At 68.8% G+C, this 14,922-nt stretch carries 15 protein-coding genes; 8 read left to right on the top strand and 7 right to left on the bottom strand.

What is annotated here, in order from left to right:
* Positions 1–6 precede the first annotated feature (6 nt).
* Genes HUA74_RS31560 through HUA74_RS31570 form a run of 3 tightly spaced genes read left to right on the top strand, consistent with a single transcriptional unit; the run spans position 7 to position 2,539 of the window.
* Positions 7–1,092: a phosphotransferase family protein gene (locus tag HUA74_RS31560; protein WP_141640743.1), complete on the top strand. Its 1,086-nt coding sequence runs from the start codon at positions 7–9 to the stop codon at positions 1,090–1,092.
* Complete coding sequence (locus HUA74_RS31565) at positions 1,092–1,781, top strand: histidine phosphatase family protein (protein WP_141640744.1); 690 nt, start codon at positions 1,092–1,094, stop codon at positions 1,779–1,781. Before HUA74_RS31560 ends, HUA74_RS31565 begins: the two co-directional genes overlap by 1 nt.
* Before the next feature lie 11 nt (positions 1,782–1,792).
* Positions 1,793–2,539: an SDR family oxidoreductase gene (locus HUA74_RS31570; protein ID WP_174457521.1), complete on the top strand. Its 747-nt coding sequence runs from the start codon at positions 1,793–1,795 to the stop codon at positions 2,537–2,539.
* Positions 2,540–2,667: 128 nt separating this feature from the next.
* Here the strand turns inward: HUA74_RS31570 and HUA74_RS31575 are convergent, their stop codons facing one another.
* Both HUA74_RS31575 and HUA74_RS31580 read right to left on the bottom strand, forming a co-directional pair.
* Positions 2,668–3,399 (bottom strand): dienelactone hydrolase family protein, encoded by a 732-nt coding sequence (locus HUA74_RS31575; protein WP_174457522.1) that lies wholly within the window; start codon positions 3,397–3,399, stop codon positions 2,668–2,670.
* Positions 3,400–3,515: 116 nt separating this feature from the next.
* Positions 3,516–4,340, bottom strand: coding sequence for a helix-turn-helix domain-containing protein (locus HUA74_RS31580; RefSeq protein WP_174457523.1), 825 nt, complete (start codon positions 4,338–4,340; stop codon positions 3,516–3,518).
* 258 nt (positions 4,341–4,598) lie between these two features.
* Here HUA74_RS31580 and HUA74_RS31585 point away from each other — a divergent pair, with 258 nt between their 5' ends.
* The 3 genes from HUA74_RS31585 to HUA74_RS31595 are packed head-to-tail and all read left to right on the top strand — an operon-like array spanning position 4,599 to position 7,145.
* Positions 4,599–4,988: a hypothetical protein gene (locus HUA74_RS31585; protein WP_174457524.1), complete on the top strand. Its 390-nt coding sequence runs from the start codon at positions 4,599–4,601 to the stop codon at positions 4,986–4,988.
* A 20-nt stretch (positions 4,989–5,008) separates the two neighbouring features.
* A complete protein-coding gene (locus HUA74_RS31590; protein WP_174457525.1) occupies positions 5,009–6,589 on the top strand; it encodes a hypothetical protein in 1,581 nt (526 codons plus the stop codon).
* 31 nt (positions 6,590–6,620) lie between these two features.
* Positions 6,621–7,145: a hypothetical protein gene (locus tag HUA74_RS31595; RefSeq protein WP_174457526.1), complete on the top strand. Its 525-nt coding sequence runs from the start codon at positions 6,621–6,623 to the stop codon at positions 7,143–7,145.
* 12 nt (positions 7,146–7,157) lie between these two features.
* Here HUA74_RS31595 and HUA74_RS31600 read toward each other — a convergent pair whose 3' ends face one another.
* On the bottom strand, positions 7,158–8,048 hold the full coding sequence (locus HUA74_RS31600) for a bifunctional transcriptional activator/DNA repair enzyme AdaA (RefSeq protein WP_141640750.1): 891 nt from the start codon (positions 8,046–8,048) through the stop codon (positions 7,158–7,160).
* Positions 8,049–8,221: 173 nt separating this feature from the next.
* Between HUA74_RS31600 and HUA74_RS31605 the strand changes: the two genes are divergently transcribed.
* Together HUA74_RS31605 and HUA74_RS31610 are read left to right on the top strand one after the other, a co-directional pair.
* On the top strand, positions 8,222–8,854 hold the full coding sequence (locus HUA74_RS31605; RefSeq protein WP_174457527.1) for a glutathione S-transferase family protein: 633 nt from the start codon (positions 8,222–8,224) through the stop codon (positions 8,852–8,854).
* 397 nt (positions 8,855–9,251) lie between these two features.
* Positions 9,252–10,565: an alpha/beta fold hydrolase gene (locus HUA74_RS31610; RefSeq protein WP_174457528.1), complete on the top strand. Its 1,314-nt coding sequence runs from the start codon at positions 9,252–9,254 to the stop codon at positions 10,563–10,565.
* Between the two features lie 9 nt (positions 10,566–10,574).
* On the opposite strand, the gene HUA74_RS31615 is transcribed toward HUA74_RS31610, so the two are convergent.
* The 4 genes from HUA74_RS31615 to HUA74_RS31630 form a co-directional block, all read right to left on the bottom strand.
* The gene (locus HUA74_RS31615; RefSeq protein ID WP_174457529.1) at positions 10,575–11,666 is read right to left on the bottom strand and encodes a TrkA family potassium uptake protein; all 1,092 of its coding nucleotides are present in this window, start codon (positions 11,664–11,666) and stop codon (positions 10,575–10,577) included.
* A 14-nt stretch (positions 11,667–11,680) separates the two neighbouring features.
* Positions 11,681–12,886 (bottom strand): twin-arginine translocase subunit TatC, encoded by a 1,206-nt coding sequence (locus HUA74_RS31620; protein WP_174457530.1) that lies wholly within the window; start codon positions 12,884–12,886, stop codon positions 11,681–11,683.
* A 39-nt stretch (positions 12,887–12,925) separates the two neighbouring features.
* Complete coding sequence (locus HUA74_RS31625) at positions 12,926–13,483, bottom strand: twin-arginine translocase TatA/TatE family subunit (RefSeq protein ID WP_174457531.1); 558 nt, start codon at positions 13,481–13,483, stop codon at positions 12,926–12,928.
* A 131-nt stretch (positions 13,484–13,614) separates the two neighbouring features.
* On the bottom strand, positions 13,615–14,898 hold the full coding sequence (locus HUA74_RS31630; protein WP_174457532.1) for an MFS transporter: 1,284 nt from the start codon (positions 14,896–14,898) through the stop codon (positions 13,615–13,617).
* Positions 14,899–14,922 lie beyond the last annotated feature (24 nt).

The following is a 14,922-nucleotide window of genomic DNA, read 5'->3' on the forward strand; positions in this document are numbered from 1 at the left end:
CCCACCATGGCAACCCACGCCACGCCTTCCACTTCGCTCGACGCACCCGGCTCCATCCGCGCCGGTGAGGAGCTGAACGTCGCCGCCGTCGATGCCTGGCTCAAGCAGCAGGTACCCACGCTCGAGGGCTCGCCCACGGTGACGCAGTTCTCGGGGGGCGCGTCCAACTGGACGTACCGCCTCAAGTACCCGAACCGAGACCTCATCCTTCGCCGGCCGCCCGCGGGAACGAAGGCGAAGTCCGCGCACGACATGTCGCGCGAGTTCCGCGTGCAGAAGGCGCTCAAGCCCACCTACCCGTGGGTGCCGGAGATGGTGGGCCTGTGCCAGGACCCCGCCATCATCGGCGCGGACTTCTACGTCATGGAGCGCATCGAGGGCATCATCCCTCGCGCCAACATGCCCCGGGGCATGAACCTCAGCCCCGCGGAGACGCGCAAGCTCTGCCTCAACGTCGTTGACCGGCTGCTGGAGCTGCACGCCGTGGACGCCCAGGCCGTGGGCCTGTCGTCGCTCGGCAAAGGGGCCGGCTACCCGAGGCGCCAGGTGGAGGGTTGGTCGGACCGCTACGAGAAGGCCCGGACGTGGAACGTGCCGAGCTTCAAGTACGTGCGCGCCTGGCTCAAGGACCACATCCCCGACGACGTCGCCACCTGCGTCATCCACAATGACTGGCGCTTCGACAACGTGGTGTTGGACCCGGGAGACCCCACGCATGTCATCGGCGTGCTCGACTGGGAGATGGCTACGCTGGGCGACCCGCTGATGGACCTGGGCAGCGCGCTGGCCTACTGGGTCCAGACCGATGACGACTTCTTCATGCGCGCCACGCGGCGCCAGCCCACGCACGTGCCCGGCATGCTGCGCCGCCAGGAGGTCGTCGACTACTACCTCCAGCGCTCCGGCCTGAAGCCCGCCAACTGGACGTTCTATGAGGTCTTCGGAATCTTCCGGCTCGCCGGCATCATCCAGCAAATCTATTACCGCTATCACCACAAGCAGACGCGCAATCCGGCGTTCAAGAACTTCTGGTCGCTGGTGACGTACTTCGACTGGCGCTGCAAGCGCCTCATCCGGAAGGGTGGCCGCTGATGGGCGTCGTGTATCTCATCCGTCATGGTCAGGCGTCCTTCGGCGCGGAGAACTATGACCAGCTCTCCGAGACGGGCTACATCCAGGCGCGAGTACTCGGTGAGGCGCTCAAGCCACGGCTGACCGTGGACGCAGTGGTCACCGGCACGCTCACCCGCCACCGGCAGACGGCGGAGACGTGCCTCACCGCGATGGGCACGAGCCTCCTGCCCACGCGCACGCCGGGGTTCAACGAGTTCGACCATGACGAGCTCGTGGCCCGGCACACGCCGCGCTACGCGAATCACGCGGCCCTGGCGGAGGACCTCCTGGGTGCCGCGGACCCGCGTCGGGCGTTCCAGGAACTCTTCACCCAGGCCGTGGGGCGCTGGGTCGCCGGGAAACACGACGCGGAGTACACGGAGCCCTGGCCCAAGTTCCGGGAGCGCTGTGTGCGAGCGCTGGACGCACTCATCCAGGGTCTGGGGCCGTCGAAGACGGCGCTGGTGTTCACCTCGGGCGGCCCTGTCACGGCCATCTGCCAGCACCTGCTCCAGATTCCAGACGAGCACGCGTTCAGGTTGAACTGGACGCTCGCCAACTGTGGCATCACCAAGGTCATCTACAGTGACCGGGGCCGCTACATGTCGACGCTCAACGAGCACGCCCACTTCGAGGGCTCTCAGCGCGCCCTCATCACCTACCGCTGAGGAGCACCGCCATGCGCAAGAACATCCTGATTACCGGCGCCAGCTCCGGACTGGGTGAGGGCATGGCTCGCGAGTTCGCGGCGCGGGGACGCAACCTCGCGCTGTGTGCCCGGCGCACGGACCGGCTGGAGGCGCTGCGCTCGGAGCTGCTGGCGAAGCATCCGGACCTGCACATCTCCGTGCGTGCGCTGGATGTGAACGAGCACGAGCAGGTGTTCGAGGTCTTCGAGGCGTTCGCGAAGGACCTCGGTAGCCTGGACCGCATCATCATCAACGCGGGCATCGGCGTGGGGAAGCGGATTGGCACCGGGAACTTCGCCACCAACGCGAAGACGGCGCAGACGAACTTCGTGGCCGCGGTCGCGCAGTGCGAGGCGGCCGTGGGCATCCTGCGCAAGCAGGGCCAGGGACACCTGGTCACCATCTCGTCCATGAGCGCGATGCGGGGGCTGCCTCGGCATCTCACGGTGTACGCGGCGACGAAGGCGGGCCTCGCGACGCTGACGGAGGGCATCCGCGCGGAGCTGATGAACACGCCCATCAAGGTGTCGACGATTTATCCCGGGTACATCCACACGGAGCTGAACGCGGGGGCGAAGAACCTGCCCTTCGCCGTGGACTCCGCGACGGGCTCTCGTGCGCTGGTGAAGGCGATTGAGCGCGAGCCGGTGAGCGCCTACGTCCCCGGCTGGCCGTGGACGCTGGTGGGGTTCTTCCTGCGCAACCTGCCACTCAAGCTCGTCGCCCGGATGTCCTGAGCGGACCGAGTGGGAAGTCCTTCCAGCAAGCATCGGCTGAATAGCGAAGCGAGCGCCCAGGGTCGGCGAAGCAATTCCTGCCGCCGGGCTGCTCGCTCCGTGAGCCGCTCATAGCCCCACGGCAGGGCCTACCGTGGCGAGGGCTCGAAGACCTCGTCGAGGAAGCTCCGCATGGCGGCCCAGGAGCGCCTCGCCGCGGCTGGGTGGTACTGGAGCCCCGCCTGGGGGTTGTGCAGCCCCGGATAGGTGAAGGCGTGCATGGCGTGGCCATGGGCATGGAGCTGCCAGTCCGCTCCGGCCTCGGTCAGCTCGCGCGCCACGGCCAGCACATCGGGAGACGGTCCGGTCGGGTCTTCCCAGCCATGGAGGATGAGGACCTTGGCGGAGATGGGCGCCTGAGGTTCGAGCCGCGGTGGCTTGAGGACACCGTGGAAGCTCACCGCGGCCTTCAGGCCCGGCACGGCGCTCCTCGCCAGGTCCAGGGCGCACAGGCCACCGAAGCAGTAACCAATGATGGCGACCCGGTCGGCATCCACGAGGGGATGACGGAGCGCCGCTTCGAATCCCGCCACCAGCCTCCTGCGCAAGAGCGCGCGGTCCGCCATGAACGGAGCCATCAGGCGGGAGTTGTCATCGGCCACGCCTCCCCTCACGCCCTTGCCATAGACGTCCAGGGCAAAGCACACGTAGCCGAGCGCCGCGAGCTCCTCCGCCTTCTCTCGCATCGGGGCGTTCAGCCCATCCCACGCATGTGCGAGCAGGACGCACGGTCGACGGGCATCGCTTCGCGAGTCCCAGGTGACGTACGCCTCACAGTCAGTCCCGCCTTCTCGATACTCGACGAACGTCCCCTGCCCCATCGCGCTGGCTCCTCTCTCATCCAGAGGAAAGACAGTCTGGAGCGCCGTCCCACGAGCGTATTGAACGAATGCGACAAGCCCCCGGCACTCGCCACGGTGGAGCGAGAGAGCATCCGTCAGAAGAAGTGGGCCAGTCCTTCGGGTGCGGCATCCCGGGCCTGGGCGAAGTACTCGGCGAGAATCGACTTCGAAGCACGTGAGTACCTTCCTGGCGTCATCCCCAGGTGGCGACGCCACTGTCGAATCTGATGGGCCTGGTCGCTGAAGCCCTGGAGCGGGTCTCCCTTCCCCGTCTGGGCCGCGTGGAGACTGGATTGAATCCGGTCGAGCCCGAGCAGTTGCTTGGGCGTGTGCCCCGCGTACAGGCTGAACCAGCGCTCGAGCTGCCGTCTGGACACAGACACATCTCTCGCGGCCTCGTCCACGCGCGAAGTCCGCAGCAGGGTCGCCCAGGCATGTCCCAACTGGCTCACACCGACGAGGGCGCGGCTCGCGGACAAGCGTCGCAGCAGCCAGTCATCGAGGCGCGCGGCGACACGACGTGGAGCCCACGCGGCGGCGAGGTCATCGCAGAGCCGCCGCGCGGCGCCATCCCCCAGGACGCCACCGAGTTCCAACATGTCGTCGCGGCTGTCCTTCCCCAAGGAGGGAAAGAGACGCGCGAGCCCCGGTGGTCGCAGCATCACCATCACGAAGGAGCAGCCCTCTCCGGAGCTCCAGTTCCGGGGATGACTCTGGATGCCCAGCAGCGAGGCGCGGGGCGCTCCCGCGGCGAACTCACTCGCACAGGGCCGACCGAAGTTGAGCGTCAGCACGGCGCCCGCGTGAGGCGTCGTCCGGATGGGCTTGCCCTCGTACGAACCCTCCAGGTCCTCGATGAACCAGTACCCCATCACCAGGGGAGAGAGCGCGGCATGCGGAGGAAGGGCCAGGAACGCCATGACGAAGCCGTTCCATCCTGACACCTCATGGGGTCCGACCGCACCCAAGAACGCGCCCGTCGACGGACTCCAAATACAGACAAGCCCGCGAAAATCCCCACCCTCGGCTCAACGCCATGCGGGCCACCGGAAAGGTCTTTCGCGACCCGTGCGCTACAAGCCCCCTGAGTCCTCGCCTTGACGGCGCTGTTCGGACTCGCTGTAGAATCCCAGCATCAGGCTCCGCGAGTCGACGCGAGCTTTATTGGGGGAAAACACATGGGACTCAGGCAAGCGCTCGAGAAGCTCAATGCTGCGGTCGATGACCTCGTGACGCTGGAGGTCATCACCTACACAGGCCAGGTCAAACACGTCATCCAGAACGACAGCAAAGGCAATCCTGTCATCAATTGGGACAGCCTGACGCAGAGCGCGCTGCCCAAGACAGTCAACGGAGTGACGACAGAAGCAGTCATCAAGCTGGTCGCGGCGACTCAAATCAAGTTCGACGGAGACACGAAGCTCTTCCAGACGGATGAGCAGGACATTCCCCGGCTTCAGGAGCTGCTGGACGTGCACCGCAAGTCCGTGGAGACCAGCCTCGCTGCCCGGAAGGCCGTCGTGGACTTCTTCGCCGACACCCTCAAGGAGATTGTCTCCAAGACCTGAGCCCCCGGCCGAGCTCCCACATGCCGCCTCCATCGACGACACAGGGTCATGTCGCGGCCCTGTTCAATGGCCCCCGCAGACTCTCCGCGGCGCAGGGCGTGCCGCTGAGAGCCGGTGGGGAAGAGCCCCTCGCGAACGCATTGAACCTGGAAGAGAACCTCCAGATTCTGGAGCAGCGAACGGGGCTCGTCCCGCTCTCCGCCCTGACGCCCTCGTCGCAGGGAGCCAACTACGAGCGGTACCAGCTCGTGGTGCGCGCCGTCCGTCTGCGCCTGAGCCACCTCGGCTACGCCGTGGGAGACCCCACGAGCGACAAGATGAATGCGGAGCTCCTCAAGGGGCTCAACGTCTTTCGCAGGGACATCGGGCTGGAGGCGAGTGGCGCCACCATCGAGCAGGCCACGTGGGATGCGCTCCAGGAGTTCGTCACGCTGGAGGACCCGCTCCAGATCGACAAGTGGTACCCCGTCGGTGGAATGGCGCGTCCCGTGCTCGTGCGCGCCGTCCAGCTCCGCCTGACGACGCTGGGCCTGCGCCCCAACGTCCCCGTCGACCCGAGCGACACGAACAACCTGCGCATCCAGCTCGCCCGTTTCCGCGCCGTCGCCGCCGAGCTGGGACTCATCCCCTCCAGCAACATCTCCGAGCGCCAGGCCATGGAGCTGGTGCTGTCTCACGATGCCCTCGTGGACAAGGTGGCGAAGGCCGCCCCTCCCGTGCGTCAGGCGCTGGAGGGGCTGGCACTGTCCGAACAGAACCTCTCCGCCGCACGGCGTTTTCTCCTGCGACTCGCGCGCAACGAGCTGTGGCTGAACGGCTATCCCCTGGGCGACATTCGGGAGCCCGCCACCCAGCAGAAGATGCTCAAGGCGCTGGACCTCTACTGGCGAAACAATCCGAAGAGGCCCCTCACCGTGGCCGCCATGGAGAGCGCCACCCACCAGGTCACCCCGGAGCTGTTCGAGGACTTCGCACGCCAGCAGCGCGAAGAGGATGTCTCTCGCGACGACATCCTCGGCTTCGTCCGGGCCAACGAAGCCGAGCTCCAGGACTACTGGACGAGCGAGGTCGACAACTCGGACTTCTTTCTCTGGGACGGCATCAAGCGCACCTTCAAATGGCTGAAGCGGCAGGTCGTGCGACTCGGACAGTCCCTGTCGACCATCTTCGAGGCCGTCGGTGACTTCGTCAGGACCCTGGCGCGCAATGTCTTTCGCTCACTCTTCCGCGTCGCCAACGAGGTGCTCGGCGCGGTGAGCCGAGCCGCCACGGCCTTCGTGGACGGCATCGGCATCTTCCTGGGCGGAGAGCTGCTCCCCCCTGCCCCACGGCTGAACATGGGCTGCCGGCTCAACATGGACTGCGACACCGTCCTGCTCATCGACCAGGAGGCTCCGTTGGAGGAGGCGCGAAGCCTCTTGCGGCGCCTGGAGCGGGTGACGGCCGCGCTGGGGCTGGCGGGGGCCGTCCTGTCACTGGTCATCCGACTCGTCGCGAGCGCGGCCACGGGCGTCATCGGATGGCTCACCTTGATTGCCAGCCTGGTGCATTCGGCGCCCGAAATCATCGCCAAGGTCTCGGCGCTCGCGGCGCTGGGCTGAGCCCTCTCGCTGAAACAACCCAGGAGGAAACATGGTGCGTTTTCAGGTCAAGCGGCAGGTGAACATCGACGCTTCTCGCGGAGCCAGGCTGCGCGAGGCCCTCGACATCCTCGAGCGCATCGTGAACTCCAAGTCGTTCCGTCTCCGGGTCCTGGAGCACTCCGCCTACACCTGGAACGAAGGACTCACGAACGAGCAGATTCTCAACCGGCTCATCTGGGGGCAACCCACGCCGCCGCTGGGTGCCCTCGCCGTGCCGCGCCTCGTCTTCTTCGACTACGAGCTCGTGCAGCGGCCCATCTGGAAGAAGCTGTCATCCGTTCGCGGGTGGCGCATTCCGGAAACCAACGACATCTATACCTACGTGGACGCCTTCGACTCGATGAGCCCTTCGGAGCTGGCCTCTCATCTCGGACATGAGGTCGTTGGCCATCTCGCCGGTGAGTTCGACCACCCCTCGCGGAAGGACCCCGAGCGAGACGCATCGGTGCCCTACGTCATCGACGACTTCATCGAGGAGCTCGCGGAGAAGCTGCCGCTCGACGAAGCCGCCTAGCTCCCCGTCGACTCAAGCCAGTTCGGACCGGGCGGCCTCGACGCGGAGCTCGCCGTCCTCGTTCTCCGCCCCGTACCGCAGCGACTCCCACGCGAGCATCACCTGCTTGCGCGCGGGTCCCCAGCGGTAGTCCCCGAAGACGCCCGTCTTGCGCAGCACGCGGTGGCAGGGAATCAGCAACGCCACGGAGTTGCCTCCCACCGCCGTGCCCACCGCGCGCACCGCCTTCGGCTTGCCAATGGCCCGGGCGAGGTCCTCGTACGTCGCCACCTCTCCCGGCGCCACGCGCAGCAGCGCCTGCCACACCTGCACCTGGAACGGCGTCCCCTTCACCAGCACCGACAGCGGCGTGCGCCCACTCGGCGGCGCCTCCGGGAAGATGCGCTCCACCCACGGCGCCGTCTCCCGAATGGACTCCACGAAGGTCGCCTTCGGCCACTGCGCTCGCAGCTCCGCCAGCGCCTGCGCTTCCGACGCCCCCGTGAGGAAGTGCAGTCCGCAGATGCCCCGCTCACACACGGCAATCAGGCACTCTCCGAAGGGCGACACATGCACCCCGTGGTGCACCGTGAGCCCCTCGCCCCCGAGCTTGAACTCCCCCGGCGTCATCGCCGTCAGCGTGACGAAGAGCTCGTGCAGTCGCCCGCCCCCCGACAGCCCCACGGCGAACGACGTGTCGAGCACGCTGCGCCGCTCGGCCAGCAGCCGACGCGCCGAGCTGAGGGTGTGCACCTGAAGGAAGCGCTTCGGGCTGATGCCCGCCCAGCGGGTGAAGAGGCGCTGGAAGTGGAAGGGGCTGAGCCCCACGTGCGCCGCGACGTCGTCCAGGGACGGCTGCTCGCGCGCATGCGCATCGAGATAGAGAATCGCCTGCTCGATTCGGGCGTAGTCGCTGGTCGCCATGTCCCGGCTCCTGGCTGAAAGGTGTGTCCTCCCCTCGGTATGGCCCCCGGACCCCGCCCCTTCAACCCGGTTCTTGCGCCCTCTCGGAACGCCACGGGCCGCAAGGACCGGGTCGCTCGCCTGGAGGCAGGGGCCTACGCTGCCACCCATCAGCCCCCCACCCGGAGCCCCGCATGCGCCTCTACGACTACGCGCCTTCCGCCAACGGCTACAAGCTGCGCCTCCTCTTGTCCTGGCTCGACAGACCCTACGAGCTGGTCCCCGTGGACATCTTCGCGGGCGAGAGCCGCACGGAGGACTTCCTCCGCCACAAGAACCCGGATGGCCGCATCCCCGTCCTGGAGCCCGAACCGGGGCGCTTCCTCGCCGAATCCAACGCCATCCTCCTCTTCCTCGCCGAGGGCACGCCGCTGCTCCCTCAAGACGCCTTCGAGCGCGCGCAGGTCCACCAGTGGCTCTTCTTCGAGCAGAACGCCGTGGAGCCCAACATCGGCACCGCGCGCTTCTGGAAGCTCACGGGCCGAGCCCCTCGCCACCCGGAGACCTTCCTCCTGCGCATCGAGGCGGGTCGCAACGCCCTCAAGTCCCTGGAGCGCCACCTCCAGCACCGCACCTTCCTCGTGGGCGAGCGCCCCACCGTCGCCGACATCGGCCTGTATGCCTATGCCCACGTCGCCCCTGACGTGGGCCTGGACCTGGGGGACTTCCCCGCCGTGTCCGCCTGGCTCGCGCGCGTGAAGGCCCGCCCCGGCCACATCGGCGCGCTCGCCCCGTACACCGCGAACGCCCACGTCACGAACCCGTGAGAGGGATTCCCGCGCCGTCGTGGAATCCCACGACACCGTGGCGCTGCGAGTGTCACACGCCTCTCACGCCGCGCCCTGGCACGGTGGGTCGGCTTGACTCGCGTGGGGCGAGCGTTTATCCCTAGCGGCGATGACGTCCCTTCTCGCCATGCGTCGAATGTCGATGACAGGTGGGCTCCCGCCCGCCCGTGTCGGCTGACGTCCATCCGACCCTGGCGAGCCACCGAGCCCACCCACCCCGCGAGGGTCGGTGGGCTTCGTCGTTTCTGGCCCTCCTTCAGCGCCCTCGCTCCACCCCGTAGGAGCCGAGCGAAGCCCGTCACGCCCGAGCTGAACCTCGTTCCCTCCCGGACGCCCCCGCGCGCCCGCGACAACACCCGCTTGTCCGGAGTCTCCCTTGGCCTCCCTCCCCTGCGCGCCCACGCCGCGCCTCTTTGAAGTGACCACGCCGGACCTGACGCTGGAAGCAGGCGCCCGCCTCACTCCCCACCTCGTGCGCGGCTGGTGGTGGGGCCCCGAGGACGACCTGCCGTGGCTCCACGCACGCGCCCGGCTCCTCCCGGACGAAGAAGCCCAGGCCACCTCGCCGCGCGTCGTCCGTCGCACCCTCGCCGAGCAACACCACGCCGTCGAGCGCGACCGCCGTCGAAGTACCACCCGCCCCTCCGCGCGCGTGCCCACCGTGCTGCTCGTGCACGCGCTCACCGGAGACATGCGCGCGGGAGGAGAAGGCGGCTGGTGGGAGCCCGTCATCGGCCCCGGCCGCGCGTTGGACCCGACGCGCGTGCGGCTGTTGTGCTTCAACAACCTCGGCTCCTGCTACGGCACCACGGGCCCCGCCGACGAAGGCTTCCCCCGCCGCGCGGACGACACGCGCTTTGGCCCCGCGCCCACGCTCGCCAAGGGGGACCTCCGACAAGACGAGCAACACCTTCCCGCCACCGTCACGCCGTGGGACCAGGCCCGCAGCATTCTCCTCGCGCTCGACGCGTTGGGCATCCAGGAGGTGGACCTCGTCACCGGCGGCTCGCTGGGCGGGATGATTGTCCTCTGCCTCGCCGCCCTCGCTCCCGAGCGCTTCGCGCGCATGGCCCCCATCGCCACCGCCGAAGCCGCGTCCTCATGGGTGGTGGGCCTCAACCACGTCGCGCGGCAGGCGCTGCTCCTGGACCCCGGCTTCCCTGAGGCCCCCCACCGCGGCCTCGAGCTGGCACGACAGCTCGCGATGCTCACCTACCGCGCCGAGCCCGGACTCGAAGCCAGTCAGCAGCGCCCACCCACGTGGTCCTCCCGCGCGCTCTACCCCGTGCAGAGCTACCTGGAGCACCAGGGGCGCAAGCTGGAGGCCCGCTTCGACGCGCGCGCCTACCTCGCGCAGCTGGGCGCCATGGACCACCACGACCTCGCCCGTGCGCCGCACGGTGGACTGGAGCGCATCCGCGCGAGCGCCCTGTGCGTGGGCATCGACAGGGACCAGCTCTTCTTCCCCGAGCACATGGAGGCCCTGGCCCGGCGACTGCGCGCGCTCGGACGCCATGCGGAGCACGCGGAGCTGTCCAGCCTGTACGGCCACGACGGCTTCCTCGTCGAGTGGGAACCCCTCGCGGCCCTGCTCACCCGAGCCCTCGCGCTTCCCTCGGCGCTGGAGCACGGCGGCGCCGCGCTCGCGTCCACCAGCGCCACCCGCCCCGCGACAGCGAGGACGGTGTGACGCCGGGATTCAGCCCACCTTGCGCTGCCCCGGGAGCGGCGGCGGGTCCTGGTGGGACCAGGTGGGCGGCTCCGCCTCGCACGAGAAGGCGCGCAGGCGGCGGTACTCCGGATACGACGCCTGGATGGCCAGGATGTCACCGGGGCGGATGACCTCCTCGCCCACCGGGTGCAGCCGCTCGTGGCTGCCGCGAAGCAGCGACAGCGCCAGCCCGCCGAACCTGTCCCGGATGTCGGAGATGGTCAGGCCGGGCAGGCCCTCGCGCGCCTCGAAGTTGGACACCACCATCAGGTGCTTGCCCAGGTGGAACGAGTGGATGATGCGCGGGTCCAGGGCCGCCAGCGCCATGGCGGGCGCGGCGAGCGACGAGCTGGAGAGCGCCTCCGCCTTGAAGGTGTCGCGCACCTTGCCGCTCAGGTCCTCGTCGAACAGCCGGATGACGACGCGGATGTTCGGGTTCATCCTCCGTGCATCCAGCGCGATGTTGAGGTTGGCCAGGTCATCGTCCGTCGCGCAGACGATGGCGGACGCGTCCTTCACGTTGGTGCGCGGCAGGCACAGCGGGCTGCGCGTGTCGTCGATGAGCAGCGGCACGTTCTCGTCCCGCAGCGCGGAGACGAAGGCCGCGTCCTCGCGCTTCTCCACCACCACCACGTCCTTCTCCATCTCCCTCAGCTGCGCCACCACGCGGTAGCCCACCCGCCCCGCCCCGCACACCACGACGTGGCCCTTCATCGTCTCGGTGACCACTTCAATCCACTCCTTGTCGTTCTTGTGCCGGGCGAAGAAGAGGTAGGCGAAGCGCACGACGCCGTCCGCCACCAGGGCGATTCCCGCCGGGGGAATCACGACGTTCAAAAGCTCGATGAGCCAGTCGTGCACGTAGGGCAGCGACGGTTGGCCATAGAGCAGGAAGTAGACGTGGTGCAGGGCTTCGCCGAAGGAAATCGGGTCCCCGTCCGCTCCCTTGTAGCGCCAATGGAACATCAAGGGCCCCACCACGAACAGGGCCACGGCCAGCCCCATCGTGGTGCGGAAGCGGCGCAGCAGCGCGCGCAGATATCGGACGTTGGCCCGGAAGTGCCGGCGGGAGCCCACCATGGTCGCGGACCCTACTACGACGCCGGGGTGATGCCCGTCTCGGCCGCGTTCCGCGCCCGCCGCCGCTCCACCAACCACACCAGCAGGACGCCCAGCTCGTAGCAGAGCAACATGGGCCCCGCCATCAGCGACAGGTTCACCACGTCACCCGTCGGGGTGATGATGGCCGCCGCGATGAGGCACACCACGAAGGCGTGGCGCTGGTACTTGAACAGCCACTTCGACTGCACCACGCCCACCACGCCGAGCAGCGCCATCACCAGCGGCAGCTCGAAGATGATGCCGAAGGCGAGGATGAGCAGCAGCACCAGCGACAGCTGCTCGTGCATCGTCAGCATGGGCCGCGTCCACCGCGCCGCCTCGTGCCGCGCCTCGCCCGCGGACAGCTCCTTCTCCAGCTTCCACAGGCCGGACAGCTCCTCGGTGCGCGTGGGCGCCACGCCCGCCAGCAGGCTCGCCGCCTCGTCCATGGCCACCGACGCCGCCGCGTAGTCCTGCTTCGCGTAGGCCGTCACCGCCACCACCTTCTTCTCCACCGCCTGCCGCAACACGCCGCGCGACTGGACGCCGTAGCCGTCCGCCGCCGCGTCCACCAGCTTGCCCAGTCCGGCCAGCCGGGACTTCAGCTCCACGGACTGCGAGGGCGCCCGCTCGGGGGCCGGTGACTGACCTTCTCCATCCGCGCGCAGCGAAGCGCTGGTCTCCTTCGCCAGCGCGCCCGCCCGCTCCGCGTCGCCCACGCGCAGGAAGCGCAGGGCGTCATCCGCGCGCAGTCGGGCCGTGTCCAGCCGCTGCTCCAACGCGAGCGTCTCCTCCTCGTTGAGGAGGAACTTGAACATGGAGGGCAGCACCGCGAAGTAGCAGAAGCACGCGCCCGCGATGAAGGCGAGCGAGCCGAACATGACGAAGGGCGCCGCGTAGCGCCGCTCCTCCGGGAAGAGGCCGGGCGAGACGAAGCCCCAGATCTGCCAGAGGATGACGGGCGTGGTGAGGAAGATGCCGCAGTACACGCCCACCTTCATCAGGACGTTCAGCTCCTCGATGCCGGACGTGTAGATGAGGGCGCGGTTGCCCTCCGGGAGCGCGTCCAGCACCGGCCGCATCAGCACGCCGAAGATGGGCTTGGCGAACAACAGCGACACCGTCCCCAGGATGAAGACGGCCAGGGTGCACTTGAAGAGGCGCCCGCGGAGCTCCGACAGGTGCTCCATCAAGCTCATCCGCAGGTCGGAGTCAGCGGCAGTCTGGGAACTCAGGGGTCAGCTCCGTTTCGGCGCGTTGCGCGCCACGGTTCCAGGCAGTGGCGCGAGGCGGGGCAGGCCATCCGCGCCCACGCTCTCGGCGGCGTCGGAAGAAGGGGTGGAGGAAGGCGTCTCGGTGGGCGCGACGGGCTCGGAGACGGCCGTGGGCGCCCCATGCTCGGACACGGACGAGGGGGCGGGGGCGGGCTCGGGGAGGTCCACGCCATCCAGGCCCAGCGGCGCGCGCGGATGCCGCGCTTCCGGCGTGGGCTCCGTGGACTCGGAGACAGAGTCGGCGGGCGGCGCGAGGTGCGTGTCCGGCGGCAGCGCCTGGGGGGCGGGCGAGTGCGCGAAGGCCGTCCCGGGGCGGATGGGCGGGGTGGGGTCGCGGTTCAGCTCGTGGTCCATGGTGTAGAACTCACGCTCCACCACGTTGCGGACCTCGTCCGTCTGGCGACGGAACTCCCGCATGAACTTGCCGATGGCACGCGCCAGCTCGGGCAGCCGCTGCGGCCCGAGGATGAGCAGCGCGGCCACCGCGATGAGCACCATTTCGCCTGCGCCGATGTTGAACATGTCCTGACGGGCTCCCCGAAGCAGCCCGGTTTATCGCGCCCCGGGCCCCCTGGCGCAACCGCTCGACGCTTCCGGACGTCCGCCCGTCACCGTGGGCGGGGGGCAACCGGGCCCACCACCGGGCCCACACACTACTGGTGTGGGTGTGACTGGGGCGACAAGGGGACGGCCAGGCCCTGCTCGGCAGGCACCGCCAGCGCCCGGGCCTGCTCCTTCGAGCGGACCTGACGCTCCACCACCCACAACACCGGCGGCAGCAAGAGCGACATGCCCATGGACACCCCGGCCACGAGCCCCATTCCGCCCAGCGTGCCGTCCGGCAGGTCCGTCAGGAGCTGCGCGCTGAGAAAGGCGCCCAGGGCCGCGGCCATGTGCTGGACGGCGGACTGCAACGACATGAAGCGCGCGCGCACCGGGTTGTCCGGCACGCGCGAGGTGAGCGTGTTGTAGGACACGTTGCGCACGCCCATCGCCGTCATGAAGAGCACGAAGAGCAGCGGAATCGGCAGCCACTGGGGGTAGCGCACGAAGCCCACGTAGGTGGCGACCAGCACCAGCAGCGAGCCGGCCGTGCCGACCTTGAAGGCCCCGAGCCTGTCCACCAGCGGCCCCGCCAGTCGCAGGGTGATGAAGCTCACGATGCCGCCGACGAAGTACGGCAGCCACAGCATGTCGCGCGGGTAGCCCAGGTTCTGCTGGAGGTAGGCGGAGATGTTGGGGATGAGGACGAAGCCCGCCATCATCACCACCGCCGTCATGAGGTAGGACAGCTGCACCTCGCGGCGACCGAGCAGCTCCAGCACGCCCACCGTCTGCACCGGCCCGCGACCGTTCACCAGGTGTCCTCGCACCGGTGGCAGGAAGAAGATGGCGCCCAGCGCCACCAGCAGGCCCAGTCCCGCCACCACGAAGAAGGGCAGACGCCAGCCTCCGTGCTCGGCCAGCTTCAGCGCCATGGGCACCCCCGCCACCGAGGCGATGGAGAAGGCCCCCATCACCGCGCCCAGCGCCCTGCCCCGCCGCTCCACGGGAATCAGGTCCGCGATGATGGACAGGGACAGCGACGTGGCGGGCCCACCGAAGATGCCCGCGACGACGCGCGCCATGAGCAGCGTGGACATGCCCGTGGCCAGCCCTCCGGCCGCCGTGGCGAGGACCAGGCCCAGCATGGACACCGCCAGCGCCTTGCGCCGGTCGAACCTGTCCAGGAAGTAGCCGCCCGCGAGCCCCGCCACGCTGGCCGCCGCGGTGTACGCGCCGCCGATGGTGCCGATGTGAGAGGAGGCGATGCCCAGCCCCTTCGCGAAGTCCGGGCCCAGCGGCATCACCATCACGAAGTCCAGGATGTTGACGAACTGGACCGCGCCAATCAGGAAGACCACCCAGCGCTCGGAAACCTGTCGCTCTGTCGGCATGCCGACCCAGTCCTAAGCCATTCG

The organism is Myxococcus sp. CA051A, assembly GCF_013336705.1.
Classification (GTDB): Bacteria; Myxococcota; Myxococcia; order Myxococcales; family Myxococcaceae; genus Myxococcus; species Myxococcus llanfairpwllgwyngyllgogerychwyrndrobwllllantysiliogogogochensis.